Annotated in this window: 18 protein-coding genes and 1 tRNA gene; 8 read left to right on the top strand and 11 right to left on the bottom strand. The window is 69.8% G+C overall.

All coding sequences use genetic code 11. The features are described 5' to 3' along the window. Positions 1–12: 12 nt before the first annotated feature. The 9 genes from WB794_RS04955 to WB794_RS04915 form a co-directional block, all read right to left on the bottom strand. Complete coding sequence (locus WB794_RS04955) at positions 13–2,604, bottom strand: serine/threonine-protein kinase (protein ID WP_337334743.1); 2,592 nt, start codon at positions 2,602–2,604, stop codon at positions 13–15. Positions 2,605–2,608: 4 nt separating this feature from the next. Then, a complete protein-coding gene (locus WB794_RS04950; RefSeq protein WP_337334742.1) occupies positions 2,609–3,160 on the bottom strand; it encodes an ECF-type sigma factor in 552 nt (183 codons plus the stop codon). 243 nt (positions 3,161–3,403) lie between these two features. Then, a complete protein-coding gene (gene truB / locus WB794_RS04945) occupies positions 3,404–4,321 on the bottom strand; it encodes a tRNA pseudouridine(55) synthase TruB (protein ID WP_337334741.1) in 918 nt (305 codons plus the stop codon). A gap of 24 nt (positions 4,322–4,345) precedes the next feature. Continuing rightward, positions 4,346–4,702, bottom strand: a complete 357-nt coding sequence (gene rbfA, locus WB794_RS04940) for a 30S ribosome-binding factor RbfA (protein WP_337334740.1) — start codon at positions 4,700–4,702, stop codon at positions 4,346–4,348. A 128-nt stretch (positions 4,703–4,830) separates the two neighbouring features. Further along, a complete protein-coding gene (infB, locus tag WB794_RS04935; protein WP_337334739.1) occupies positions 4,831–7,407 on the bottom strand; it encodes a translation initiation factor IF-2 in 2,577 nt (858 codons plus the stop codon). A 77-nt stretch (positions 7,408–7,484) separates the two neighbouring features. After that, entirely contained in the window at positions 7,485–8,972 is a 1,488-nt protein-coding gene (nusA, locus tag WB794_RS04930; protein ID WP_337334738.1) for a transcription termination factor NusA, read from the bottom strand. A gap of 59 nt (positions 8,973–9,031) precedes the next feature. Next, on the bottom strand, positions 9,032–9,553 hold the full coding sequence (gene rimP, locus WB794_RS04925; protein ID WP_337334737.1) for a ribosome maturation factor RimP: 522 nt from the start codon (positions 9,551–9,553) through the stop codon (positions 9,032–9,034). 171 nt (positions 9,554–9,724) lie between these two features. Further along, positions 9,725–9,801 (bottom strand) — tRNA-Met (locus tag WB794_RS04920). A 139-nt stretch (positions 9,802–9,940) separates the two neighbouring features. Beyond that, entirely contained in the window at positions 9,941–12,073 is a 2,133-nt protein-coding gene (locus WB794_RS04915) for a TonB-dependent receptor family protein (RefSeq protein WP_337334736.1), read from the bottom strand. Positions 12,074–12,217: 144 nt separating this feature from the next. On the opposite strand from WB794_RS04915, the gene WB794_RS04910 reads away from it, so the two are divergent. Beyond that, a complete protein-coding gene (locus WB794_RS04910) occupies positions 12,218–13,126 on the top strand; it encodes a peptidylprolyl isomerase (RefSeq protein ID WP_337334735.1) in 909 nt (302 codons plus the stop codon). 12 nt (positions 13,127–13,138) lie between these two features. On the opposite strand, the gene WB794_RS04905 is transcribed toward WB794_RS04910, so the two are convergent. Further along, positions 13,139–13,591 (bottom strand): CopD family protein, encoded by a 453-nt coding sequence (locus WB794_RS04905; RefSeq protein ID WP_337334734.1) that lies wholly within the window; start codon positions 13,589–13,591, stop codon positions 13,139–13,141. Positions 13,592–13,695: 104 nt separating this feature from the next. Here WB794_RS04905 and ykgO point away from each other — a divergent pair, with 104 nt between their 5' ends. The 7 genes from ykgO (at position 13,696) to sbcB (ending at position 21,710) form a co-directional block, all read left to right on the top strand. Then, the gene (ykgO, locus tag WB794_RS04900) at positions 13,696–13,821 is read left to right on the top strand and encodes a type B 50S ribosomal protein L36 (RefSeq protein WP_029213509.1); all 126 of its coding nucleotides are present in this window, start codon (positions 13,696–13,698) and stop codon (positions 13,819–13,821) included. A gap of 143 nt (positions 13,822–13,964) precedes the next feature. Continuing rightward, on the top strand, positions 13,965–14,312 hold the full coding sequence (locus tag WB794_RS04895; protein WP_337334733.1) for a hypothetical protein: 348 nt from the start codon (positions 13,965–13,967) through the stop codon (positions 14,310–14,312). 108 nt (positions 14,313–14,420) lie between these two features. Beyond that, positions 14,421–15,458: an agmatine deiminase family protein gene (locus WB794_RS04890; protein WP_337334732.1), complete on the top strand. Its 1,038-nt coding sequence runs from the start codon at positions 14,421–14,423 to the stop codon at positions 15,456–15,458. After that, positions 15,451–16,338 carry a carbon-nitrogen hydrolase gene (locus WB794_RS04885; RefSeq protein ID WP_337334731.1) on the top strand — a complete coding sequence of 296 codons (888 nt, stop codon included), beginning with the start codon at positions 15,451–15,453 and terminating at the stop codon, positions 16,336–16,338. The genes WB794_RS04890 and WB794_RS04885 overlap by 8 nt, the downstream gene beginning before the upstream one ends. A 10-nt stretch (positions 16,339–16,348) precedes the next feature. Beyond that, positions 16,349–17,602 (top strand): TraB/GumN family protein, encoded by a 1,254-nt coding sequence (locus tag WB794_RS04880; RefSeq protein ID WP_337334730.1) that lies wholly within the window; start codon positions 16,349–16,351, stop codon positions 17,600–17,602. Between the two features lie 26 nt (positions 17,603–17,628). Then, positions 17,629–20,271 (top strand): EAL domain-containing protein, encoded by a 2,643-nt coding sequence (locus tag WB794_RS04875; protein WP_337334729.1) that lies wholly within the window; start codon positions 17,629–17,631, stop codon positions 20,269–20,271. Beyond that, complete coding sequence (gene sbcB, locus WB794_RS04870) at positions 20,271–21,710, top strand: exodeoxyribonuclease I (RefSeq protein ID WP_337334728.1); 1,440 nt, start codon at positions 20,271–20,273, stop codon at positions 21,708–21,710. Before WB794_RS04875 ends, sbcB begins: the two co-directional genes overlap by 1 nt. A gap of 27 nt (positions 21,711–21,737) precedes the next feature. Here sbcB and WB794_RS04865 read toward each other — a convergent pair whose 3' ends face one another. Then, entirely contained in the window at positions 21,738–24,059 is a 2,322-nt protein-coding gene (locus WB794_RS04865) for a DNA internalization-related competence protein ComEC/Rec2 (RefSeq protein WP_337334727.1), read from the bottom strand. Between the last annotated feature and the right edge of the window lie 2 nt (positions 24,060–24,061).

The raw sequence follows: 24,061 nt of genomic DNA, 5'->3' as shown, positions 1-24,061 counted from the left end.
TCGCCGCCGGCATCAGGGCGGCGGCGTGCCGCCAGAATCCGGTGCATCAAGCGCATCCAGTCGCGCCAGCCATCGGGCGTGAGGTTCGGCGTTCTCGGGGGCTGAGGCGTACAGGGCGACGAAGGCGGCTGCCGTGGCGCGCTGTTCCTCCCGTGATCCGATGGCGTTTGCCGTATCCCAGGACGCCTGCATTGCGCCAGCGGCATCCTCCACTCTTCCCTGCGCCTGCAGGGCTTGCCCCAGGTGACGCTGGGCGCGGGCGATCGGCGGCGACGGAGACAGTGCGAGGCGCTCCCAGGCAGCCAGGGCCTCGGCCAGAAAACCGGCCGCAATGGTCGCTTCACCGAGGCCCAGCCTGACTTCGCCCAGGCTCATCTGCATGCGCAGGCTGAGCGGGTGCTCGGCTCCAAGAACCTCGATCATGCCGGCGCGGGCCTGCTCCTGCAGCGGCAGCGCAGCCGCGTAATCACCGCGCTTGCGCGCATCGGCGGCGAGGTTGTTGAGTGCGATCAGGGTGCGTGGGTGGCGGGCACCCAGGCTGGCGCGATAGGCCTGGAACACTTCCGCGTGCATCGCCTCCGCCTCGTCCAGCCGGCCCTGCCGCGCAAGCGCCGTCGCCAGGTTGGAGAGAATCGACAGCACGCTGGCGGACTGGGCGTCATGGATCCGCCGCGCAGCCGCCAGTGCCTGCTGCAACAGCTCCGCGGCCTGGTCATTGCGACCGGCGTTCAGCAGGAGCTGCCCGAGCACGGCGCGCTCGCCGACGACATTCGGATCCTCGCTGCCGCGCAGTGCCTCCATGCGCGCGAGCGCGGCGCGCAGTTCGGCCTCGGCCCGCGGCAGGTTGCCGGCATCCATGTGCCAGCGCGCGAACAGGCCGCGCGCCAACGCGGTATCGAAGCTGTCGTCCCCGAGGTGTCGACGGTGCCGCGCAAGCATGTCCTCGATGGCGGCCTCGTCGATGCCCTGACCGCTGCGCATGCCCAGATCGACCTGTTCGCGCAGGCTGGCGAGGGTCAGCGGGTCGCCGGGACCGACGGTACGGTGGAAGAGGTCCAGCGCCTCGCGCTGGATCGGTGCCGCCTGGTCGAACCGATTGAGGTCGATGTAGATGCTGGCGAGGCTTTGCAGCAGCCGCGCCTGCACCCGCGGCTGGTCGGCCAGGTTCCGGCGCGCAGCGTCGACGGCGCGCCGAAGCATGCCTTCGTCGAGGCTGTCGATGGCGAGCCCCACCGTGTCGATTTGCCCGATGGCGCGACGGCGAAGTTCGGGATCCAGTCCGACGTCGGCCAGTGCGGCATCCAGCGCCGCGTGGATCCGGGCACCAACCTGCGCCGGTTCGACCGAACGCAGCATGCTCGACTGGAAATCGACCACGGTCTGCAGCTCGAGCGCCTGCTCTCGGACCTGCTGCTGGCCCAGCAGCACGGCGACGATCCCGCCCAGCCCGAGGACCAGGCACAGCGCGGCCAGCGCGCTGGCACCGGGATTGCGGCGGACGAGTCGGGCCACGCGGCCCCGAAGGCTGGCGCGGCGCGCCTGGATCGGCCGATGGTACAGCCAGGCATGCAGATCCATTGCCAGCGCATCCGCCCCGGCATAGCGCGCCTGCGGCTCTCGCGCCATGGCCTGGGCCAGGATCGCATCCAGATCGCCTCGCAGCGCGTGCGCGGCAAGCGGGTTGCCGGCAGCCGCCGCCACCTGCGAGGCGGGCACGGGATCTCCGGCCGCGTCGAGGCGCGGCGACTGGCCGGTCAGCAGTCGGTGCAATACCGCCCCGAGGCCGTAGACGTCGACCGCGGTGCTCAGCGGCACGTCGCCAGCCCGCTGCTCGGGCGCGGCGTAGTCGGGCGTGAACGCGCGCGTGAGCGTCGCTTCCCCGGTGGTATCGCCATCCAGCAGGCGGGCAATGCCGAAGTCGAGCAGACAGGCGCTGCCGTCGTCATCCACGAGGATGTTTGCAGGCTTGATGTCGCGGTGGACGACCAGCAGGCGATTGGCATGCGCGACCGCGCCGCACACCTGGTGCAACAGGCGTACGCGCGCTGGAATATCGAGCTGGTGGTGCTCGCACCAGGCATCGATGCGCTCGCCTTCGATCAGGCTCATCGCAAGATAGGGCGTGCCGTCCGCTGCGATGCCGCCGTCGAGCAGGCGCGCGATGTGCGGGTGCTGGAGCTGGGCCAGGATGCGGCGCTCGCGCCGGAAGCGCGCATGATCGTCCTGACTGCGCAGCACGAGGCTGAGTACCTTCACGGCGGCCTGCTGCCGGTAGTCGCCACCCACGCGCTCGGCGCGATAGACCACGGCCATGCCGCCGCGCCCCAGGAGTTCCAGCAGGTGCCAGTCGCCCAGGTTTCGCCCCAGCAGCGGGTCTGCGGCGCAGCCATCGGGCAACGGCAGGGCGGATACAAGCGCAGCGTCCGAATCCAGCAGTGGGCTGGCCTCTCCGGCTCGGCGCAGCAACGCTTCGAGCTTGTCACGCACCCCGGCGGAGATGTCCAGCGTCGCGACGCGACGGCTGCGCGCATCGGGTGCCAGTTCGATCAGCGCATCGAACAGCCGATCCGCCTCGCGCCACTGATCGCGCTCGGTGGCATCCATCGGCTCAGCCCAGCTGGGCCAGAAGCAGGGCGCGGGCGCGCTGCCAGTCGCGGCTGATCGAACGCAGCGAGCGCCCCAGGGTCGCGGCAAGTTCTTCGAGCGTCATGCCGGCGAAGACGCGCAATTCAACCAGCTCCCGCAGTTCGGGATTGATCTCGTCGAGCCGATCGAGCGCGGCGTTGATGTCCAGGAGGTCCGGTCCGGTGATCGCCTCCGCATCGCCACCCGCCCCGGTCAACGTCACCTGCGCGAGCGGCCCGCCGCGCTTGAGGCTGGCGCGCGCGCGCGCGCTGTCGATCAGGATGTGGCGCATCGCGCGCGCCGCGCAGGCGAAGAAGTGGCGGCGGTCGGTCAGATCCAGGGCACTGGCCCCGATCAGCTTCAGGTAGGCCTCGTTGACCAGGGCAGTCGGGCTCAGCGTCGCCTCGGAAGCGGACTCGCGCAGGCGCGCCCCGGCGAGGGTCCGCAGCGCCGGATAGACGGCTGTGAACACCGCGTCCAGCTCATGCGCCTGCCCCGATCTGGCGGCTTCGAGAAGTTCCGTGATGTCGCCCACGGTACCCCGCCCGGCTTGGTTCGACAGCCTCAGATGATAGCGCGACGCCGCCGCGGAAACCGTCGCTGTCGCAGGCGTGCGGGCAGGCGGAAAGCGAAGCGACCAATGACCGGGTCTCCTGTAGACAGGTGGAGGCTCCTGTCACCCGGCCGGTGGTTCGCCTGATGCGCCTGCGGACATCCCGCTGGCGCAGTACGCATCGAAAGGAGACCGCCGGGCCGCCCACGGCCTTTCCGTTCCGACTCAGGCCGCAGGCCGTTGGAACAGGCGACGCGCCTGCAGCACGCCCCGCACCACGTCGACCAGGCCCAGAGCCTTTCCATCGGCGTCCAGCGCCAGCTGCGGCCCGTCGGCGGCCGATACCGCGAAGCGCTGGCCCTGGCGCAGGCGCTGCGCCTGGGCCGGATCCAGCACGATGCGGGGCCAGTGCGCCAGGCCGGCCTCGATCGGCAGCAATACGGCATCGAGTCCGGCAGGACCGGACTGCGCCCGTTCCGCCAGCTCCTCCAGAGTGAACATGCGCGGCGCGCGAAACGGTTCCACCCACCGCCGGCGCAGCGCCGCGATGTGTCCGCCGCAGCCCAGCGCGCGCCCGAGGTCCCGCGCCAGGCTGCGGATATAGGTGCCGCTGCCGCAGGTGACCTCCAGATCAAGCCAGTCCTCGCCCATGTCGCGCAGCGCGATGGCATGCACGGTGACTTCGCGCTCGGGCACCTCGAACTCTTCGCCCCGCCGCGCCTTGCGGTAGAGCGGCTCGCCACCCTGCTTGAGGGCGCTGTAGCGCGGCGGGGCCTGGCGGATGCGGCCGATGAAGGGCGTCAACGCCGCCGCCACCCGCTCGTGATCCAGCGCCGGCACCGGGCGCTGCTGCAGCATGCGACCTTCCGCATCATCGGTATCGGTTTCGACGCCCAGCGCAACGCGCGCGAGATAGCACTTGTCGCCCTCCAGCAGCAGCCCGGCGATCTTGGTCGCCTCGCCCAGGCAGATCGGAAGCAGGCCGGTCGCGAGCGGATCGAGCGCGCCGGTGTGGCCGCCCTTCTCGGCGCCGAAAATGCGTCGGACCCGCTGCAGCGCCTGGTTGGAGCTGAGGCCTTGTGGCTTGTCCAGCAGCACGATGCCGTGAACCGGACGCCAAGCGCGCGAAGGGGAAGGCGTCATCGTGCGGCGTCAGGAAACGCCCGATCAGGCATTCCCGCGATCCTGGTCCTCGCGCAGCAGCGCCTCGATGCGCTCGCCGCGATCGACCGAATCGTCGTAGTGAAAGTGCAGTTCGGGAACCGTGCGCAGCCGCACCCGGCGGCCCAGCTCGAAGCGCAGCTCGCGCGCCATCTCGTTGAGCGCCTTCACCACTTCCGCCGAACGCGCCGCTTCGAGCGCGGTGACGAACACCTTGGCATGCGCGAGATCGCGCGTGACCTCGACATCGGACACGCTGGCCGAGGCCAGCCCATGGTTGAGCACGGCCGCGTGCACCAGTTCGCCAAGGTCGCGGCGAAGCTGGGCGGAGACACGGTCGGTGCGGTTGAAGCTTCGTTTCATGGGGCCGGGAATCGGGAATGGAGAATGGAGAATCGGATTGCAGGACGTCGGCGGGTCCGGGATTCAGGCTCCGGGCGCACGGGGAACCGCTTTCACGATTCCCCACTCCCGATTCCCGATCCCCGGCCTCACAGCGTCCTCGCCACCTCGATGCGTTCGAAGCATTCGATCTGGTCACCCGGCTGCACGTCGTTGTACTGGCGCACCGCGATGCCGCACTCGGTGCCGGCGCGCACTTCGTCAACGGTTTCCTTGAAGCGACGCAGCGACTCCAGCTCGCCCTCGAACACGACCGTGTTGTCGCGCAGCACGCGGATCGGCTTGTGGCGCTTGACCACGCCTTCGACCACGATCGAGCCGGCCACCGCACCGAACTTGGAGGAGCGGAACACCTCGCGCACTTCGGCGACGCCGATGATTTCCTCGCGCACCTCCTTGCCCAGAAGCCCGGATGCCACCTGCTTCACCTGGTCGATCACGTCGTAGATGATCGAGAAATAGCGAAGATCCAGGCCGTTGGCCTCGATCACCTTGCGGGCCGAGGCATCGGCGCGCACGTTGAAGCCGATGATGGTGGCCTTGGCGGTTGCCGCGGAATTGGCGTCCGACTCGGTGATGCCGCCCACGCCCGAGGTGATGACGTTGATGGTGATGAGGTCGTTCGACAGCGCGGTGAGCGACTGGCGCAGCGCTTCCACCGAGCCCTGCACATCGGCCTTGATGACCAGGTTGAGCTGCTGCGGCTGGCCGTCGGTCTGGCCCATCTGCGCCAGCACGTCCTCCATGCGGTTGCCGGCCTGCTTGACCAGGCGCGTTTCGCGGCGCTTGGCTTCGCGCTGCTGCGCCACGTCCTTGGCCAGGCGCTCGTCCTCGACCACCACGAAATCGTCACCGGCATCGGGTACGCCGGAAAGCCCCAGCACCACGACCGGGATCGACGGGGTGGCTTCCTGCACCTGCTGGCCGCTCTCGTCGAACAGCGCGCGAACGCGGCCGTACTGCGTGCCGCACACGAGGTAGTCGCCCTTCTTCAGGGTACCGCGCTGCACCAGCACCGTGGCCATCGGGCCGCGGCCCTTGTCGAGCGAGGATTCGATCACGACGCCGGCGGCGCGCGCATCGCGCACCGCGGTCAGCTCGAGCACTTCGGCCTGCAGCAGGATGGCGTCGAGCAGCTCGTCGATGCCGGTTCCCTGCTTGGCCGAGATCGGCACCATCTGCACATCGCCGCCGAATTCCTCGGCCAGCACCTCGTGCTGGATCAGCTCCTGCCTGACCCGGTCCGGGTTGGCATCGGACTTGTCGATCTTGTTGATCGCCACCACCAGCGGCACGTTCGAAGCGCGCGCGTGCTGGATCGCTTCCACGGTCTGCGGCTTCACGCCGTCGTCGGCGGCAACCACCAGCACGATCACGTCGGTGAGCTTGGCACCGCGTGCGCGCATCGCCGAAAACGCCGCGTGGCCGGGGGTATCGAGGAAGCTGATCACGCCCTTGGGGGTTTCGACGTGATAGGCACCGATGTGCTGGGTGATGCCACCGGCCTCGCCCTTGGCGACCTTGGTGCGGCGCAGGTAATCGAGCAGCGAGGTCTTGCCGTGATCGACGTGGCCCATGATCGTGACCACCGGCGGGCGCGGCTCGACCTCGCCCTGGATCTCGCCGGTGAGCGCGATCAGGGTCGATTCCGCGTCGGTATCGGTCGCCCGGACCGCGGTGTGGCCCAGCTCTTCCACCACCAGCGCGGCGGTGTCGTGGTCGATGCTCTGGTTGATTGTCGCCATGACGCCCATCTTGAACAGCGCCTTGACCACTTCGCCGCCCTTGAGCGCCAGCTTGTTGGCGAGATCGGCCACGACGATCGAATCGCCGATCGCGACCTCACGCACCACCGGCGCGTTCGGGCGGGAAAAACTGTGCGACCCGGTCGCGCCGCGCCCCGCCTCGCGCCGCGTCGGCCTCTTCTTCGCGCCGCGCCGCGCGCTGCCTGCATCCGAGAGATGCAGCTCGCCGCGGCCGGTGCGTCCGCCCGCATTGTCGCGCCCGCCGCCGCGCGCAGGGCGCGCAGGGCGCGCCGCCTTGTCGCTGCGCGGGGCGGGCGCAGGCTCGCGCCGCACCACGGGTGCACGGCCCTCGTCCGCGTCGTGCGCCCGGCGCGGGCGCTCCTCGCTCGCCACGGCGGTCTCTTCCGCAGCGCGGCGGGCGGCTTCCTCCACCTCCTGGCGCGCGCGCTCGGCCGCAGCCTCTTCCTCGGCGCGCTGGCGCGCGAGCTCGTCACGGCGCTTCTGGTCGGCCCCCTCCAGCGCCGCATTCTCGGCCTCGTTGCGGGCCTGGGATTCAGCCAGTTTGCGCTGCGCCTCCTCGCGCTCATCATCCTGCGGCGATTCGATCTCGGCGCGCTTGACGTAGGTGCGCTTCTGGCGCACCTCGACGTTCACCGTCGCCTTGCCCTTGCCGGCGGGGACGGTGAGTTCTTCCATCTTGCGGCGCTTGAGCGTGATCTGGCGCGGCGCGGCATCGGCTGCCGCGGCCTCGCTGCGGCCATGGGCGCGGCGCAGGAAACCGAGCAGTTTGATCTTCTCGGTCGGCGTCACGACCTGATCGGGACCGCTGAAGCTCATGCCGGCCTCCGCCAGCTGCTCCAGCAGCTTGTCGACCGGGGTGCCGACCAACGTGGCAAGGGATCGTACGGTGACGTCAGACATGCGACTTCCTATCTCTTTGACCCGCCCGAAACGCGAGCGGATTCGTGATTATCGTGGGCTGGCAAGATGCCCCCCAGTCATTCAAACCAGTGCTTGCGCGCCTCCATGATGAGCGCGGCGGCACTGTCGGCATCGAGTCCCTCGACGTCGAGGATCTCGTCCACGGCCATGTCGGCCAGGTCATCGCGCGTCAGGATGCCGCGACGGGCGAACTCGTAGGCGAGCGCCTCGTTCATCCCGGCGAGTTCCAGGAGATCTTCCGCCGGCTGGCTCTCGTCCAGCCCCTCCTCGACCGCCAGCGCCTCGTTCAGCAACGCATCACGCGCACGGGCGCGCAGCTCCTCCACGATGTCCTCGTCGAAGCCTTCGATCGCCAGCAGCTCGGCGGCCGGAACATAGGCCACTTCCTCCACCGAGGAAAACCCTTCGGCCACGAGGATTCCGGCGATTTCCTCGTCCACTTCGAGGCGGTCGATGAATGCCTGCCGCGCGATGTTCTGCTCGGCCTCGCTCTTGGCGGTGACCTGGTCCTGGGTCATCACATTGAGCTGCCAGCCGGTGAGCTTGCTGGCCAGACGCACGTTCTGGCCGCCGCGTCCGATCGCCTGGGCGAGCTTGTCCTCGGCCACGGCGATGTCCATCGAGTGCTTTTCCTCGTCCACGATGATCGACTGCACCTCGGCCGGTGCCATCGCATTGATCACGAACTGCGCGGGATTTTCGGCCCACAGCACGATGTCGATGCGTTCGCCGTTGAGCTCGTTGGAGACCGCCTGCACGCGCGAGCCGCGCATGCCGATACACGCGCCGATGGGATCGGTACGGCTGTCGTGGGCGAGCACCGCGATCTTGGCGCGATCACCCGGATCGCGCGCGGCGGCCTTGATTTCCACCAGCCCCTGGCCGACTTCCGGCACCTCGAGCTTGAACAGCTCGATCATGAACTCGGGAGCGGTGCGCGACATGAAGATCTGCGGGCCGCGCGACTCGGCCCGAACCTCGGCCAGATAGCCGCGCACCCGGTCGCCGGCGCGCATGGTGTCGCGCGGGATCGCCTTGTCGCGGGAAATGTAGGCCTCGGCGTTGCCGCCCAGGTCGATGTAGACGCTGCCGCGCTCGACCCGCTTGACCACGCCGGTGAGGAGTTCGCCCACCCGGTCGGCGTAGGCTTCGACCACCTGCGCGCGCTCGGCTTCGCGCACGCGCTGCACGATGACCTGCTTGGCCGCCTGCGCCGCGATGCGCCCGAACTCGGCGTTTTCGACCTGTTCCTCGATGAACTCGCCGACCTGCGCCTCGGGGCGCACGTCGATGGCATCCATCAGACGAAGCTGGCGCGACGGGGATTCCATCACCACGTCGTCGGCCACGACTTCCCAGCGCCGGAACGTCTCGTACTCGCCGCTGCGCGGATCGATCGTCACGCGCATCGTCACGTCTTCGTCCGGGTAGCGTTTCTTGGCCGCGGACGCCAGCGCCGCTTCCATCGCCTCGACGATGACCTGTCGCGCCACACCCTTTTCGTGGGCGACGGCTTCAACGACGTTCAACAGTTCCTTGCTCATCTGTATCGCTCCGTCGGACCGCTCACGGCCCTGTCGAGTTGACGAAAATCAGGCGATCCTCACGAATCGCGCTGTTTCTGCCGGGTGCCGCCGGAAGGCGCGCGCCCGGGCTTGGCGGGTGGCTCGAAGACCGGGACCAGCCGGGCCTTCTGGATGGCCGAACAGACCAGCGCCACGGGCTGCCCGTCCTGTTCGATGGTGATGCTGTCGCCGTCGACCGCAAGGATCGGCCCCTGGAAACGGCGGCGCCCGTCCTGCGGGAACTCCAGCGTCAGTTTGGCCGCCTGCCCAATGAAGCGCGCGTACTGCGCCGGCTTGAACAGCGGGCGGTCCAGCCCCGGCGAGGAGACCTCCAACGTGTAGTGCGTCTCGATCGGATCGTTCACGTCCAGCAGCGCGCTGACTTCGCGGCTGACCGCCTCGCAGTCCTCCAGCGTCACCCCGCGCTCCGGCTCGTCGATGTACAGCCGAAGCACCGCGTTGCCGCTGCCGGGGATGAACTCCACGCCAAGCAGCTCAAGCCCGAGCGCGGTCACGGCAGGGGACAGCAGCGCTTCGATGTCGCGTTCGATCGAGGTCATGGAAAAAACGGGCAACACCTTGTTCAAAGCAAAAGAAAAGGGGCACGAGGCCCCTTGCAGTCCAGTCCGGTTTCACGGAGGCCTGGCCAGGCCTCCAGGAAAGTCCGCCTGCGGACCTTCCTCGGTCCGGCAAATGAAAGAGCCTCCGAAGAGGCCCTCTCATCACCGAACTGGTAGCGGGGGCAGGATTTGAACCTGCGACCTTCGGGTTATGAGCCCGACGAGCTGCCAGACTGCTCCACCCCGCAGCAGAGTCGCTCATTATAGGAACAAGTATCTCCCTCTGCAATAGCGGGAGGGCGCGGCAGCTGCGGGTTGGCGAACCTCCGCCCGTCCTGCGGCGGCCGGACGCGTCGGAAAGGCGGCAGTCCGGCGATTCCCGCGCGGTCAGCGGGCGCTGCGGCTGACGCGGATCCCCAGCCACAGACTGCGATCGGGGGCCGGCTCGAGGCTGGCACCGGAAGCCTGGTTGACGATGACCGAGCCGACGTGGGACCGGCTGAATGCGTTGTCGATGCGGACAAAGGGGGCGAGGCGATACTGGCCCAGGTCGTATTCCTGCCCGGCGCTGAAGCCCAGCGTCGCAAAACCCGGGGCGAACGTGCGGCCGGCGTCGTCCGCCGGCATCCTGCCGACGGCATCCAGATGCAGCGCGGCGCTCAGGCCGCGGCCGTTGGACCAGCGCAGTTCGCCGGCCAGCGCGGCGCGCGGCACGCCCGGTATCCGCGCGCCGGCCGGCACGGCGCACCGCCCGGCCGCATCGCACGCGCCAAAGCCGTCCCGATAGTGCGCATCGAGCCAGGTCCAGGCCGCGTGCAGCGTCCACGCCTCGCCCAGCGGCAGGCGCAGCATGGCCTCCAGGCCGCGCCGCCGCGAACGTCCGACGTTGTGATAGACGGTGCGCCCACCCGCGCTGGCGAGGACCGCGATCTCCGCGCGCGTGGCGGCGTCGAACAGGGCCAGATCGAGCATCGCATCGCGATGGCCGCGCCACTTGACGCCCAGTTCGACGCTTGCGGTGGTGGCCGGGCGCAGGTCCAGGTTCAGGCCGCTGGCGGCATCCGGACGATAGGCCACCTCGCTGAGCGTCGGCGTTTCGAAACCGCGCCCGAAGGAAGCGTACGCACGCCACGCGGGGCTCGCCTGGAAGACCAGGCCGGCGACCGGTCGGGTGCCGCGGTAGGTCGCCCTGCCGCTGTCGTCCGGATTGGACGCGGTGATGTAGCGATCGCGCGAACGCAGCCGCACCTCGCTGCTGCGCGCGCCGAGGTTCAGCGCCCAGCGCGGCACCGGTTCCCAGCGGAGCTGCGCGTAGACGTCCCGGCTGGATGCCGCATCGCGCTGGTCGCGGCGCAGCGACCCGACCACGCCAAGCTGACCCGCGGCGAAGTTTTCCCAGCCCTGGCGGTGCTGGCGCTGGTGGTCCGCGGCAAGGCCCAGCGTGAGGGCGAACGGGCGATCGCGCAGGCGGCCTTCATGCGAGGCGCGCAGGTCTGCGCCACCGTAGTCGCCATCCAGCCCGACCACGCCGCCCGCGCTGAGCGGGCTGGCCTGCGCCGCCACCGGCACCGCGAGGAACTGGCGCATGTCGCGCTCGCCCCAGTAGGCCATGGCGCGCAGCGAAACCTGCGCGCCCAGGGCGCGCTCATAGATCGCGCCGCCCTGGTTTTGGCGCACCTCTTTGCGGGTGTCGAAGGCCAGCGCCTGGGCCGATGCCTGGCGCGGATCGGTGCGGAACTGGGCGGCAGTGAGCCCTTGCGGATCCTCGGCCAGCGGCTGATCCATCGCGTTGGCCAGCAGGACGAGCCGGCCGTCGCCGCGCAGCGGAAACTCGAGCCGCGCGTTGCCGTGGCGTCGCTCGGCCCGGCTGTGGCGGCGGAACCCGTCGCTGCGGAAGACGCCCGTGGCCACGCTGTAGTCGATCACGTCGGTGCGCCCGCGCGCGGACGCATGCGCGCGCTCCAGGCCGTGGCTGCCACCGCCCAGGCGCAGGCTCCATTCAGGCTCCGGCGTGCCGCCGGCGCTGAAAACCTGCACCACCCCGCCAGCGGCATTGCCGTAGAGCGCCGAAAACGGCCCGCGCAGCACCTCCACCCGCGCCGCCGAGGCCAGATCGACGTGGGACATCTGCCCCTGTCCGTCCGGCATGGTGGCGGGAATGCCGTCGACCAGGAGCCGCACGCCGCGAACCCCGAAGCTGGAACGCGCGCCGAAGCCGCGAATCGAAAGCTGTTCGTCCTGCGCATGGTTCTGGCGCGAGCGCGACAGCACGCCCGGCACCCGCCGCAGCGTCTCCGAAAGCCCCACGCCGGGCCCACCGCGCCCCGCCAGATCCACGTCAAGTGCGGTGACCGAGGCGGGAACCGCGAATGCATCCTCTGCGCGCAGGCCCGGCGTCACCACGAGCACCGGTATCGCATCCGGTACATCCGGCACATCCGGCGCGGCCCCGGATTCGGCGGCACGGGCACACGGCAGCGCCAGCAGCAGCCCGACGGCTGCGCAGGCGAGTGGCCGCATCGCATGCGATGCGAGAGGCAGTGACGCATCGTGCATGCGGCGAGTCTGCGCAGCCGCGCCGCCCTGCGCAAGCCACGGTCCGACGCCGCTGCACCTTTGCCGCGCAGGCCCCTAGACTGCACCCACCCTGATCTGGAAGCCGCCATGTCCCTGCTGCGCCCGACCGCACTGCTGCTCGCCTGCGCCCTGCCCTGCCTGGCGATTGCCGCACCCTCTGCGCCGGCAGCGACCCTTGCCGAGGTGCTCGCCGCCTCCAGCGCGGCGGACTGGCGTCGGCCCGATCCGGAAAACACGCTCTACATGGACCTCCCCGGCGGACGCGTGGTGATCGAACTGGCACCGCAGTTCGCGCCTGAGCACGTCGCCAACATCCGCACTCTGGCTCACGCCCGCTATTGGGATGGCTTGGCTATCGTGCGGGTGCAGGACAACTACGTGGCGCAGTGGGGCGATCCGGAAGCCGGGAATCCCGAGCATCGCCGCGCGCCGGGCGAGGCCCGGGCGCGGCTGCCGGCGGAGTTCGAGCGCGATGCAGCGGACTCGGGCTTCCGCCGCATCGACAGCCGCGACGCCTATGCGCCACAGGTCGGCTTCGTCGACGGCTTTGCCGCGGCGCGCGATCCGGCGCGCGGAAAGGTGTGGATGGCGCACTGCTACGGGCTGGTCGGTGCCGGCCGGGACAATCCCGCCGACAGCAGCAACGGGGCCGAACTGTATGCAGTGATCGGCCACGCTCCGCGCCATCTGGATCGCAACATCACCCCGGTCGGGCGCGTGCTCTCGGGCATCGAGCACCTCTCGTCCCTGCCGCGCGGGCCGGCACCGATGGGCTTCTACACCGACCCGGCACAGCGTACGCCGATCCGCAGCCTGCGCCTGGCTTCCGACCTTCCGGAATCCGAGCGCCTGTCCATCGAGGTCTTCCGCACCGACACGCCCGCCTTCGAGCGCCTGGTGCAGGCGCGGCGCGTACGGCATGAGGAATGGTTCATCGATCCGGTGGGCCGGATCGAGCTGTGCAACGTGCCTGTGCCGATACGGCTGGCGCTGTGAAACCGGATTGCCTCAGAACGGCTTGAGCAGCACCAGCCAGAGGATCGCCACCAGCGCCAGCAGCGGCAGCTCGTTCACCACGCGCATCGCGCCGGGGCTGGGCAGCGCGCCACCCGCCGCAATGCGTTTGACCCGCCGCCCCATGTGGACGTGGTAGACGAACAGCGCCACCACCAGCGCGAGCTTGGCGTGCATCCAGCCGGTGCCCGCGACGACCATCGTGGGGAAGTCCGGCAGCACGCGATAGCCCAGCCACAGCACCAGACCGAACAGGAAGGCCAGCCCGAACATGACGTGGCCGAAGCGATACAGGCGCAGGCCCATCAGCGCCAGCCGCTCGCGCACCGGTGCCAGGTTGCCGGCCTCGCCCAGGTTCACCAGGATGCGCGGCAGGTAGAACACCACGGCCATGAAGGCGATCAGGAAAACCAGATGCAGCAGCTTGATCCAGAGATAGAGCGTCATGCCGGGACTCGCGTCAGCAAAGCGAACGAGTCTAACCCATTGCGATCCGCGCTGCCGCCGACTATCATTGGCGGTCTTTGTTGCCTGCCCAGAGGGTTTCCGTCATGAAAGTGCTGTCTTCGCTGAAGTCGGCCAAGTCCCGGCACCGTGACTGCAAGGTCGTCCGTCGCCGTGGCAAGGTCTTTGTCATCTGCAAGAGCAACCCGCGTTTCAAGGCGCGCCAGCGCTGAGAGCGGCTGATCCGGCTTGCCGGATCGCGCGTCGAAAGGGCCGCCGTCTGCGGCCCTTCTCGTTTCCGGAACGCGGCGCGCACGCCGCGGCGAGTTGCGACATAATGTCAAACATTGTGTAACGCCGCGATCCGGAGCCTCCCATGAACCGTTCGTTCCTGCTTTCCGCTGCCATTGCAGTCATCGCCCTTCTGGCGTCCGCCCCGGCGCTGGCGCAACAGTCGCGCGCCGACACCCTGCTGATCGACCGTGCCGCTGCCGGCAAGGCGATGGACGGCCCGAAGCGGGGCACCAGCATGGGCAAGGTCGAGGCCCAGTTCGGCGCGCCGGACCAGAAGCTCGAACCGCGCGGCGGCCAGCAGCCGCAATGGCCGGTCATCCACCGCTGGGTCTACCCGCAGTTCACCGTTTACTTCGAGAACTCGCACGTCATCGACGTGGTGCTGCGCCAGGCGGCTCCCGGCGAAATCGGCCCCAAGCCGGTCGAGTAAGTCCGCTATCATTGCGGGCTGGCGCCGCGTCGTGGCGCGGGGCCGACGGATCTTCTCGAGGCCACGGGCACGCCGCCCGTGGTCTCGTCGTTTTGCAAGGAGCGTTTCATGCCCGACTGGCGCTTTCCCGCCGAATGGGAGCCGCAGGATGCCGTGCTGCTGGCATGGCCACACGCCGGGACCGACTGGGCCGAGCGCCTGGCATCGGTGGAAGCGACGTTTGTCGCGCTGGTCGGCGCCATCGCGCGCTTCGAACCCGTGCTGCTGTGCGCGGCCGATGGCGGCGTGGCGCAGCGCGCGCGCGGCCTGCTCGCCGCCGCCGGCGTGCCGCTGGAGCGCGTGCGGTTCATCGAGATCGAGTACGACGACACCTGGCTGCGCGATTCAGGTCCGATCACCCTGCGCGATGCGGCCGGCGCGCCGCGTTTCCTCGACTTCCGCTTCACCGGCTGGGGCGGAAAGTTCGGGGCCAGCCGCGATGACGCGCTGATCGCGGGGCTGGCGGCGCGCGGTGTACTGGATGCGGCGCGGATCGAACGGATCGACTTTGCGCTGGAGGGTGGCGCCATCGAGACCGACGGCCGCGGCACGCTCTTGAGCACCTGGCGCTGCCTGTCCAAGCGCCACCCACGGCTGACCCGCGTGCAGGTGAGCGAAGTGCTGCGCACCGAACTGCGCCAGCAGCGCGTGCTGTGGCTGGAGCACGGGTATCTGGAAGGCGACGACACCGACGCCCACATCGACACGCTGGCGCGGCTGGCACCCGATGACGCCATCGTCTTCCAGGCCTGCGATGACCGCGCCGACGCGCACCACGCCGAACTGGCCGCCATGGCCGCCGAACTGGCCGAACTGCGCACCGTCGACGGACGCCCCTATCGCCTCTTCCCGCTGCCCTGGCCGCGCCCGGTGCTGGATGCGGGGCGTCGGCTGGCCGCGTCCTACGCCAACTTCCTCATCATCAACGGTGCCGTGCTGGTGCCCGCCTACGACGATCCGGCCGATGTCGCCGCCGCGGCGGTGCTGGCCGATGCCTTTCCCGACCGCCGGATCATCCCCGTGCCCTGCCGCGCGCTGATCTGGCAGAACGGCAGCCTGCACTGCCTCACCATGCAGATCCCGCAAGGAGCCTTGTCCGATGCCTGATCCCCGCACGCTGCGCGTGGCCCTGGTGCAGGAGCGCAACCAGGGCGAGGCCGACGCCAACCTCACCCTGATCGAAACCCGCGTGGCCGAGGCCGCTGCCGCCGGTGCGCGCCTGGTCCTTTTGCAGGAGCTGCACAACGGCCCCTACTTCTGCCAGCACGAATCGGTCGACGAATTCGATCGCGCCGAGCCGATCCCCGGCCCCAGCACCGCGCGCCTGGGCGCGCTGGCGCGGCGTCACGGCGTGGTGATCGTCGCCTCGCTGTTCGAGCGCCGCGCGCCCGGCCTCTACCACAACACCGCGGTGGTGCTGGAAAGCGACGGCCGCCTGGTCGGGCGCTACCGCAAGATGCACATTCCCGACGATCCGGGGTTCTACGAGAAGTTCTATTTCACGCCCGGCGACCTCGGCTTCGAGCCCATCGACACCTCGGTCGGCCGCCTCGGCGTGCTGGTGTGCTGGGACCAGTGGTACCCGGAAGCCGCGCGGCTGATGGCCTTGGCCGGTGCCGACCTCCTGCTCTATCCCACCGCCATCGGCTGGGATCCGGACGACGCGCCGGCGGAAAAGACCCGCCAGCGCGATGCCTGGATCCTCAGCCACCGCGGCCACGCCGTCGCCAACGGGCTGCCGGTGCTCAGCTGCAACCGCGTCGGCCACGAGCCGTCCCCGCTGGGCGCTGCCGGCATCGACTTCTGGGGCCACAGTCACGCTCTCGGACCGCAGGGCGAATTCCTGGCGCAGGTCGGGACCGAGCCGGCCCTGCTGGTCTGCGACGTGGACCTCGCGCGCAGCGAGTCGGTCCGCCGCATCTGGCCGTTCCTGCGCGACCGCCGCATCGACGCCTACGCCGACCTGCTGCGCCGCTACCGCGACTGAACCCTTGTCGATGAACGATCTTCCCAACACTGAAACCACCGAAGCGGCCAATGTGGAACCAGCAGCTGATCCGCTCGCAGGCCAGCCCATCGTAGAAGTCGAGCGCGACGGCATCCACTACACCCTGCTGGGCACCGCGCACGTCTCGCGCGCGAGCGTCGAGGCGGTGCGCGCGCTGCTGGCGCAAGGCCGCTTCGATGCGGTCGCGGTGGAGCTGTGCGACGCACGCCATCGCGCCCTGACCGATCCGGATGCATTCTCGCGCCTGGACATCTTCCAGGTGATCCGGCAGGGCAAGATCGGGCTGGTCACCGCCAACCTGGCGCTGTCGTCCTATCAGCGCCGGCTGGCCGAACAACTGGGCGTGGAACCGGGTGCCGAAATGCGCGCGGCGATCGAGGCGGCGGGCGAACAGAACCTGCCGCTGTGGTGCATCGACCGCGATATCGGCCTCACCCTGCGCCGCACCTACGCCGCAGTCGGTTTCTGGCGCAAAATGACGCTGATGAGCGGTCTGGCGGTCAGCCTGATCGCCTCAAACGAGGTGGACGAGGCCGAGATCGAGCGCCTCAAGCAGGGCGACATCCTGGAAAGCAGCTTCCACGAGTTTGCCCAGCGCGATGAGACGCTGTATCGCGCCCTGATCGACGAACGCGACCGCTACATGGCCGCGAGCCTGCGCGACGAGGCACGTTTCGCACCAAAACCCGGCGCGCGCGTGCTCGCCGTGGTGGGCGCGGGCCACCTCGCCGGCCTGTCGAACTACCTGCGCGAGGAAGCAGCCGAGCCAGCGCGGGAGATCGCCGCGCTGAAGGAAGTGCCGCGGCCCAAGCCGTGGGGAACGTGGATCGGGGCGGCGCTGACGGTGTTCGTGCTGGGCGGATTCGCCTGGGGATTCCTGCAGGGCAGCGACGTGGGCGGCGAATTCGTGCTGCGCTGGGTGCTGCTGACCGGCATCGGCGGGGCCATCGGCTGCATTGCGGCGGCCGGCCATCCGCTCAGCGTGCTGGTCGCGTTCCTGATTTCTCCGCTGACCCCGTTCCATCCGGCGCTGTCCTCCGGCATGGCCAGCGCCTGGGTGGAAGCCTCGCTGCGGCGGCCCAAAGTCGCGGACTTCGCCAAACTGCGCGATGATGTCGGCACCCTCGGTGGCTGGTGGCGAAACCGCGTATCGCGGGTATTCGTCAATTTTTTCCTGACCAACCTGGGTACCGTCGTGGGGGTCTATCTCGCGGGCTGGAACATGATCAAGCAGGTGTTCTGACCCGCCCGCTGCTGGGGGCGTGGGGAATGAAATCCATACTGGTGGCCGAATCCTCGCCCACGCGCCGGCGCGCGCTGGCGGCACTGTTGACGCAAAAGGGCTGGGACGTGCACGCACCGGGCTCGACCCTGGCCTGCTGCGAGCTGCTCCGCCACGCGCACGCCCGCGGCCTGAGCATCGAGGCGGTCGTGCTCGGCTGGCCGGAGCTGCTCACCCCCGACGAGCAGGACCTGCGCGAGCTGCTGCACGCCGAGAACCTGCAGCACGTCCCGGTGGTGGTGTTCGCCGACGAGGGCAGCGAGGCGATCGCGCAATGGCGCATGACGCGCGCGCGCACCTCGCTCCTGAGCTGGAGCGACTACACCCACATCACCCGCCAGATCGAACATGCCGGTGACCAGCACGTGCTGGCGACACCCGCGACGCGGCCGCAAAGCCCGCAGCGCGTGCTGCTGGTGGACGATTCGCCGACGGTGCGCACCGCCTTCGTGAAGCTGATGCGAAACCACGGCTACATCGTGGAAGCGGCCAACAGCGCGGCCGATGGCCTCAGGCTGGCGCTGGCGAAGCCGTTCGACATCGCGATCATCGACTACTTCATGCCGGGCGAGAATGGCCCCTCGCTGATCGCCGCACTGCAGCATCATCCGCAAACCCGGCACATCCTGTCGGCCATCATCACCGGCACCTATTCCGACGAAGTGATCGTGGAGTCGCTGGCCTCCGGCGCGGTGGAGTGCCTGTTCAAGAGCGAGACCCGCGACCTCTTCCTCGCGCGCCTGGCCTCGCTCGCCCGCTCGGTCCAGGACCGCAAGGCGATCGACGCCGAGCGCCGTCGCCTGGAGGGCATCCTCGCGGCGGTGGGCGACGGCGTCTTCGGGGTCGACAACGACGGCACCATCCTCTTCATCAACCCGGCCGCCGTGCAGATTCTTGGCCACGCCGACGCGCGCCCGCTGATTGGCAGCCTTGCGGCCGAATGCATCCATCCGGGCTCTTCGGGGCGATGGAATCCGGACGAGCCCGGGCCGCTGGCCCGCTGCTACAGCGACGGCACCAGCCTGCCGCACTGGCAGTCCATCTTCTGGACCGCCTCGCGCCTGCCGATTCCGGTGGAAGGCACGGTCTATCCGCTGCACGTCGACGGCGCGCGGCGCGGCTCGGTGGTGGCCTTCCGCGATGTTTCGGCGCAGCGCAAGCTGGAGGAACAGCTGCGCTGGCAGGCCGAACACGACAGCCTCACCCAGCTGCACAACCGCGCCTGGTTCGAACGCCAGCTCGGGGTGGAGCTGCAGCGCCTGCGCCAACAGGACGAAAACGGCGCGCTGCTGTTCATCGATCTGGACCGCTTCAAGTACATCAACGACACCGCCGGCCACAGCGCCGGCGACGAGCTGCTGGTGGAGGTGAGCAAACGCATCCGCGCCCAGCTTCGCCCCGGCGACCAGATCGCCCGCATGGGTGGCGACGAGTACGCCATCCTGCTGCGCAACGTGCTGCCCGAAGGCATCGCGGCACTGGCCGACAGCATCCGCACGGCGGCCTGCACGGCACCGTTCAGCCACCGCGGCAAGACCTACCGCATCACGCTTTCGATCGGCGCAACCTCGATCAGCGGCACCACGACCTCGCCGGAAGCGGCGATGGCCCAGGCCGACCTCGCCTGCTACCGCTCCAAGACCTCCGGACGCGCGCGCTGCTATGTGTTCGATCCGCAGCTCGACGACATCAACTCGATGACCGAGGAACTGGGCTGGTCGGCACGGCTGCAGGAAGCGCTCGTGCAGGACCGCTTCGAACTGGTGTTCCAGCCGATCGTGCCGCTGGCGGGGATCGAACATGAAACCGGCGAACAGCCGGCGTCGGACCTGTGGCAACGGCAGTTCCTGCGCAACCCGGACGAGCCGGCGCTGTACGAGGCGCTGCTGCGCCTGCGCGGGGCCGATGGCGACCTGATCCTGCCCAAGCGCTTCCTGCCCTCGGCCGAGCGCTTCGGCCTGATGGCCGAGATCGACCGCTGGGTGATCCACCGCGCGGTCCGCGCTCTGCAGGAGGTCCGCGGGCACCATCGCCGGATCGCGCTCACGGTCAACCTCTCTGCCGACAGCCTGGCCGACGTGTCGCTGGCCGACTTCGTCACCGACTGCCTGGTGCGGCACGACGTCGACCCCGAGGCGCTGGTCTTCGAAATCACCGAATCGGGAACCCTGGCCGACATCGTCGGAGTGAAGGCGCTGCTCACGCGCCTGCGCCAGCTCGGCTGCCGCATCGCGATCGATGACTTCGGCACCGGATTCTCGACCTTCGCCTACGTGCGCGAGCTCGACGCCGATATCCTCAAGATCGATGGATCCATCGTGCACGGCCTGCCCGACGACCCGCTCGACCGCACCGTGATCGCGGCCCTGGCCAGCATCGCCGAGGTCACCGGCAAGCGCACCGTGGCCGAGTGGGTCGAAAGCCTTGAAACCCTGCGCGTGCTGCACGAATGCGGCGTCAACTACGCCCAGGGCAACGCCATCGGGCATCCGCGCCTGCAGCTTCTGCCGCAGGTGCCCAGCGCGGTGGCCGGCGAGGCGCGGGCGGCTGAACTCGCCGTCGCGGCACCGCCCGCGCGGCTGGCGGCGGCGGACAAGGTGGTCCCCATCGCCCCGGCAGCGCGGCGCTGATGCAGTTCCTCTGGTACGACCTGGAAACCTTCGGGCGCGACGCGCGGCGCAGCCGCATCGCGCAGTTCGCCGCGATCCGCACCGACGAGCACCTGCGCCCGATCGAGACGCCGCTGAGCTTCTTCTGCCAGCCGTCCGACGACATCCTGCCCTCGCCCGGCGCCTGCCTGATCACCGGCATCACCCCGCAGCAGGCCCGCGCCGACGGCGTGCCGGAAGCCGAGTTCGCCACACGCATCCACGAGGAAATGAGCCGGCCGGACACCTGCGTGGCGGGCTACAACAGCTTCCGCTTCGATGACGAGTTCATCCGCCACCTCTTCTACCGCAACTTTTTCGATCCCTACGCGCGCGAGTGGCGCAACGGCAATTCGCGCTGGGATCTGATCGACACGGTGCGGATGGCGCGCGCGCTGCGCCCCGACGGCATCCAATGGCCGCTGCGCGACGACGGCGCGCCGAGCTTCCGGCTGGAGCAGCTGGCCGCCGCCAATGGCCTCGTACACGAGCGCGCGCACGAGGCGCTCTCGGACGTGGAAGCCACCATCGCGCTGGCGGCACGGCTCAAGTCCGAACACGCACGCCTGTTCGACTACGCCCTCGCGCTGCGCGACAAGCGCCGCGCCGCGGCCCTGCTCGACTACGCCGGCATGACGCCGGTGCTGCACATCTCGCAGCGGTTTCCCGCTGCGCAAGGCTGCGGGCGGCTGGTGCTGCCGGTTTGCCCGCACCCGCAGATCGCCAACCGCATCATCGTCGTCGACCTGCACGACGACCCGACGCCGGTGCTCGAGCTTGCCGCCGACGAAATCCTCGACCGCCTCTACACCCCGCGCGGCGATCTTCCCGAGGGGGTTGCGCGCATCGGACTCAAGGAAATCCACCTCAACCGCGCCCCGATCCTGGTCGAACTGCGCCATCTGAACCCCGATCAGCTTGCGGTGTTCGGCATCGATCTTCCGCGCCAGCTCGACTACGCGGCGCGGCTGCGCGCGGCACCGAACCTGGCCGACAAGCTGCGTGCGGTCTACGGCGCACCGCGCCCCGATACCGGGCGGGACGATCCGGAGCTTGCGCTTTACGCCGGATTTCCGGTCCCCGCCGATGCCGCGCTGTTCGCCCGCGTGCGCGAGAGCGGTGGACGTTCGCCACCCGGCGGCCGCTTCGGCTTCCGCGATCCGCGCTACGAGGAGCTGGCCTTCCGCCATCGCGCCCGCAACTGGCCGCAGGCGCTCGGTCCTGCCGAAAACGCGCGCTGGCAGCAGTACCGCAGCGACCGCCTCGCGCCCGGCAGCGGCCTTTCCGAATACGACCTTGCGTCCTATCGCGCCGAGATCCTGCAGCTGCGCGCCACCGCCGAACCCGGTACCGGCAGCCACGCGATCCTCGATGCGCTGGAGGCGTGGGGGCAGGAGATCGAAGCATCGCTGCAGGGCTGATGGCGGCGGCCGCACGGCCCCGGGCCGCTAGCCGCCCTCGCGCCACACGCGCCTGCGCCGATCGCGTTCGCGTCTCACGTTTTGCGGCCCGGATGCATCGATCCGCAGGCGCAGCGCGCCGTCCTGCGCGGTATCGGCCAGCGCGATCCCGCGTTCGCGGTAGCGCGCCAGCACGTCCTCGCGCGGCAGGCCGAAGCGGTTGCGGTAGCCCGTGCCGATCAGCGCCAGCCGCGGCGCCACCGCGTCGATGAAGGCATCCGAGGACGAGCTGCGGCTGCCGTGGTGCGGCATCACCAGCAGCGGCGCAGGCAGCTGCCCGGAGCGTTCGCGCACCAGGCGCTGTTCGATCAGCTGGCCGATGTCGCCGGGCAGAAGCGCCAGGGCGCTGCCGCTGGCGTCCTCGATGCGCAGCACGCAAGAGCTGTCGTTGCCGAGGTAGGGGAAGTGCTCGGGCGGATGCAGCAGGCGCAGCGTGATGCCGTCGAAGCGCCATTCGCGCCCGGCCTCGCAGGCGGTTTCACCCACCTCCGGGCGCGCACGTGAGGAATGCACTTGGGCCGGCGCGTACGCGCGCCGCACCGCATCGGCACCGCCGGCGTGATCGTTGTCACCGTGGCTCACGATGAAAAGATCGAGGCTGGAAACGCCCAGCGCGCGCAGCGCCGGCACCACGGCGGCTTCGCCCATGTCCAGACCGCCGGGAAAGGCCGGGCCGGCATCGTAAAGCACGGCGTGGCGTGCGGTCTGCACCAGCACCGACAAGCCTTGTCCCACATCGAACACGGTGAGATCGATGCTGTCCGGCGGGCGCTCCTCGCGCGCCGGCAACAGCAGCGGCAGCAGCAGGAAGACCGCCAGCGGCTTGCCGGGAATCCCGCGCGGCAGAAGCAGCCAGAAGATGCCCGCCAGCGCCAGCACGAACGCGAACGCGCCCGGTTCGGGCAGGTAGACCAGCGCGCCGTGCAGCCCGGCCACCGGCTCCAGCGCGCGCCACAGAAGCTCCATCAGCCAGGCGGAAAGCCGGAACGCCCAGGTACCCGCGCCGGCCACCAGCAGTTCGAGCGCGGTGCCGGCCAGCGCCACCGGTACCACCACCAGGCTCACCCAGGGCACGGCCACGAGGTTGCACAGCGGCCCGGCGACCGAGGCCTGACCGAAGAACCAGACCGTCAGCGGCAGCAGGCCCAGCGCGGTCACGCCCTGCGCCGACAGCAGCGCGCGCCACCAGCGCCGCGGGCCGTGCGGCAGGCACCACAGCAACCAGCCCACGCCGAGGAAGGAAAGCCAGAACCCGGCACCGAGCACCGCCAGCGGATCGACGGCCAGCACCGCGATCAGCGCCAGCGCGAAGGACTGCACCGCGTCGAAGCGCCGGCGCAGGAGTACGGTCAGCAGGGCCGCGCCGATCATCAGCAGGGTGCGCACCGTGGGCAGGGCGAAACCGGCCAGCGCGGCGTAGCCCGAGGCCATCGCCAGCGCCGCGAGCGCCGCCGCCTGCGGCATCGGCAGCCGCAGCCCGAGGGTCGGGAACAGGCGGTACAGGAGGCGCACCAGGAGCGCGCCAAAACCGGCTACCAGCCCGACGTGCAGCCCGGAAATCGCGATCAGGTGTGCGGTCCCGGTGGCGCGCAACACGTGCCAGTCGTCACCATCCAGCGCACGCGTATCGCCCACCGCCAGCGCCTGCACGAAGCGCGCCCCGCTGTCGCCCACGGCGGCAGCCATGCGTTCGGCCAGCGCCAGCCGCAGCCGGTCGATGCCGCTGCCCGGTGCCAGGACGCGGATGTCCCCGGTCTCGAGCACATAGCCGGTGGCGGCGATCCGCCGCTCCAGCGCGTGGCGCTCGAAATCGAAGCCGCCGGGATTGAGGCTGCCGCGCGGACGCTTGAGTCGGACGGCCAGCCGCCAGCGGCTGCCCGGCTCGGGCTGCACCCGGCTGCGATACCACGACAGCCGCAGGCGGCTTCCGGCCAGCACCGCCGCCTCGCCTTCGCCCGAATCCACCGCAAATCCGAAGCGGATCGCATCCACGCGCGCTTCGGGCAGGCCGACCACGCGCCCTTCGACCACCAGTTCCGTGCCTTCCAGCGCCGGCGGCAGGCGCGCGTCCATGCCCCAGCCCGCCACCAGCAGGGCCCAGGCAAACCCCATTCCCAGGCCCGCGGGAAAGCGCGCCTTCGGCAAGGCAAGCCACAGCATCTGGGCCAGCGCGAGCAGCGCCCAGCACAGGGCCGGTGGAGGCAGCTGCGGCAGCGAGAGCGCGGCCACCGCGCCCAACGCGAGCCCTGCCGCCAGGAATATGTCGAGCCGGGGAGCAGGCACCGCGGGATGACGGCGCGCGTTCTCCATCA

Origin of the sequence: Denitratimonas tolerans (assembly GCF_037203605.1) — a bacterium.
Lineage (GTDB): Bacteria > Pseudomonadota > Gammaproteobacteria > Xanthomonadales > Xanthomonadaceae > Denitratimonas > Denitratimonas tolerans.
Note: the sequence above shows the minus strand (reverse complement) of the source record. Positions and strands in the feature narration are given on the sequence as shown.

What these genes read in the sequence shown, in the direction of transcription:
- WB794_RS04955 (WP_337334743.1), bottom strand. Translation starts at nt 2,604, where the DNA reads ATGGATGCCACCGAGCGCGATCAGTGGCGCGAGGCGGATCGGCTGTTC.
- truB (WP_337334741.1), bottom strand. Translation starts at nt 4,321, where the DNA reads ATGACGCCTTCCCCTTCGCGCGCTTGGCGTCCGGTTCACGGCATCGTG.
- rbfA (WP_337334740.1), bottom strand. Translation starts at nt 4,702, where the DNA reads ATGAAACGAAGCTTCAACCGCACCGACCGTGTCTCCGCCCAGCTTCGC.
- infB (WP_337334739.1), bottom strand. Translation starts at nt 7,407, where the DNA reads ATGTCTGACGTCACCGTACGATCCCTTGCCACGTTGGTCGGCACCCCG.
- nusA (WP_337334738.1), bottom strand. Translation starts at nt 8,972, where the DNA reads ATGAGCAAGGAACTGTTGAACGTCGTTGAAGCCGTCGCCCACGAAAAG.
- rimP (WP_337334737.1), bottom strand. Translation starts at nt 9,553, where the DNA reads ATGACCTCGATCGAACGCGACATCGAAGCGCTGCTGTCCCCTGCCGTG.
- WB794_RS04915 (WP_337334736.1), bottom strand. Translation starts at nt 12,073, where the DNA reads ATGCGGCCACTCGCCTGCGCAGCCGTCGGGCTGCTGCTGGCGCTGCCG.
- WB794_RS04910 (WP_337334735.1), top strand. Translation starts at nt 12,218, where the DNA reads ATGTCCCTGCTGCGCCCGACCGCACTGCTGCTCGCCTGCGCCCTGCCC.
- WB794_RS04905 (WP_337334734.1), bottom strand. Translation starts at nt 13,591, where the DNA reads ATGACGCTCTATCTCTGGATCAAGCTGCTGCATCTGGTTTTCCTGATC.
- ykgO (WP_029213509.1), top strand. Translation starts at nt 13,696, where the DNA reads ATGAAAGTGCTGTCTTCGCTGAAGTCGGCCAAGTCCCGGCACCGTGAC.
- WB794_RS04895 (WP_337334733.1), top strand. Translation starts at nt 13,965, where the DNA reads ATGAACCGTTCGTTCCTGCTTTCCGCTGCCATTGCAGTCATCGCCCTT.
- WB794_RS04890 (WP_337334732.1), top strand. Translation starts at nt 14,421, where the DNA reads ATGCCCGACTGGCGCTTTCCCGCCGAATGGGAGCCGCAGGATGCCGTG.
- WB794_RS04885 (WP_337334731.1), top strand. Translation starts at nt 15,451, where the DNA reads ATGCCTGATCCCCGCACGCTGCGCGTGGCCCTGGTGCAGGAGCGCAAC.
- WB794_RS04880 (WP_337334730.1), top strand. Translation starts at nt 16,349, where the DNA reads ATGAACGATCTTCCCAACACTGAAACCACCGAAGCGGCCAATGTGGAA.
- WB794_RS04875 (WP_337334729.1), top strand. Translation starts at nt 17,629, where the DNA reads ATGAAATCCATACTGGTGGCCGAATCCTCGCCCACGCGCCGGCGCGCG.
- sbcB (WP_337334728.1), top strand. Translation starts at nt 20,271, where the DNA reads ATGCAGTTCCTCTGGTACGACCTGGAAACCTTCGGGCGCGACGCGCGG.
- WB794_RS04865 (WP_337334727.1), bottom strand. Translation starts at nt 24,059, where the DNA reads ATGGAGAACGCGCGCCGTCATCCCGCGGTGCCTGCTCCCCGGCTCGAC.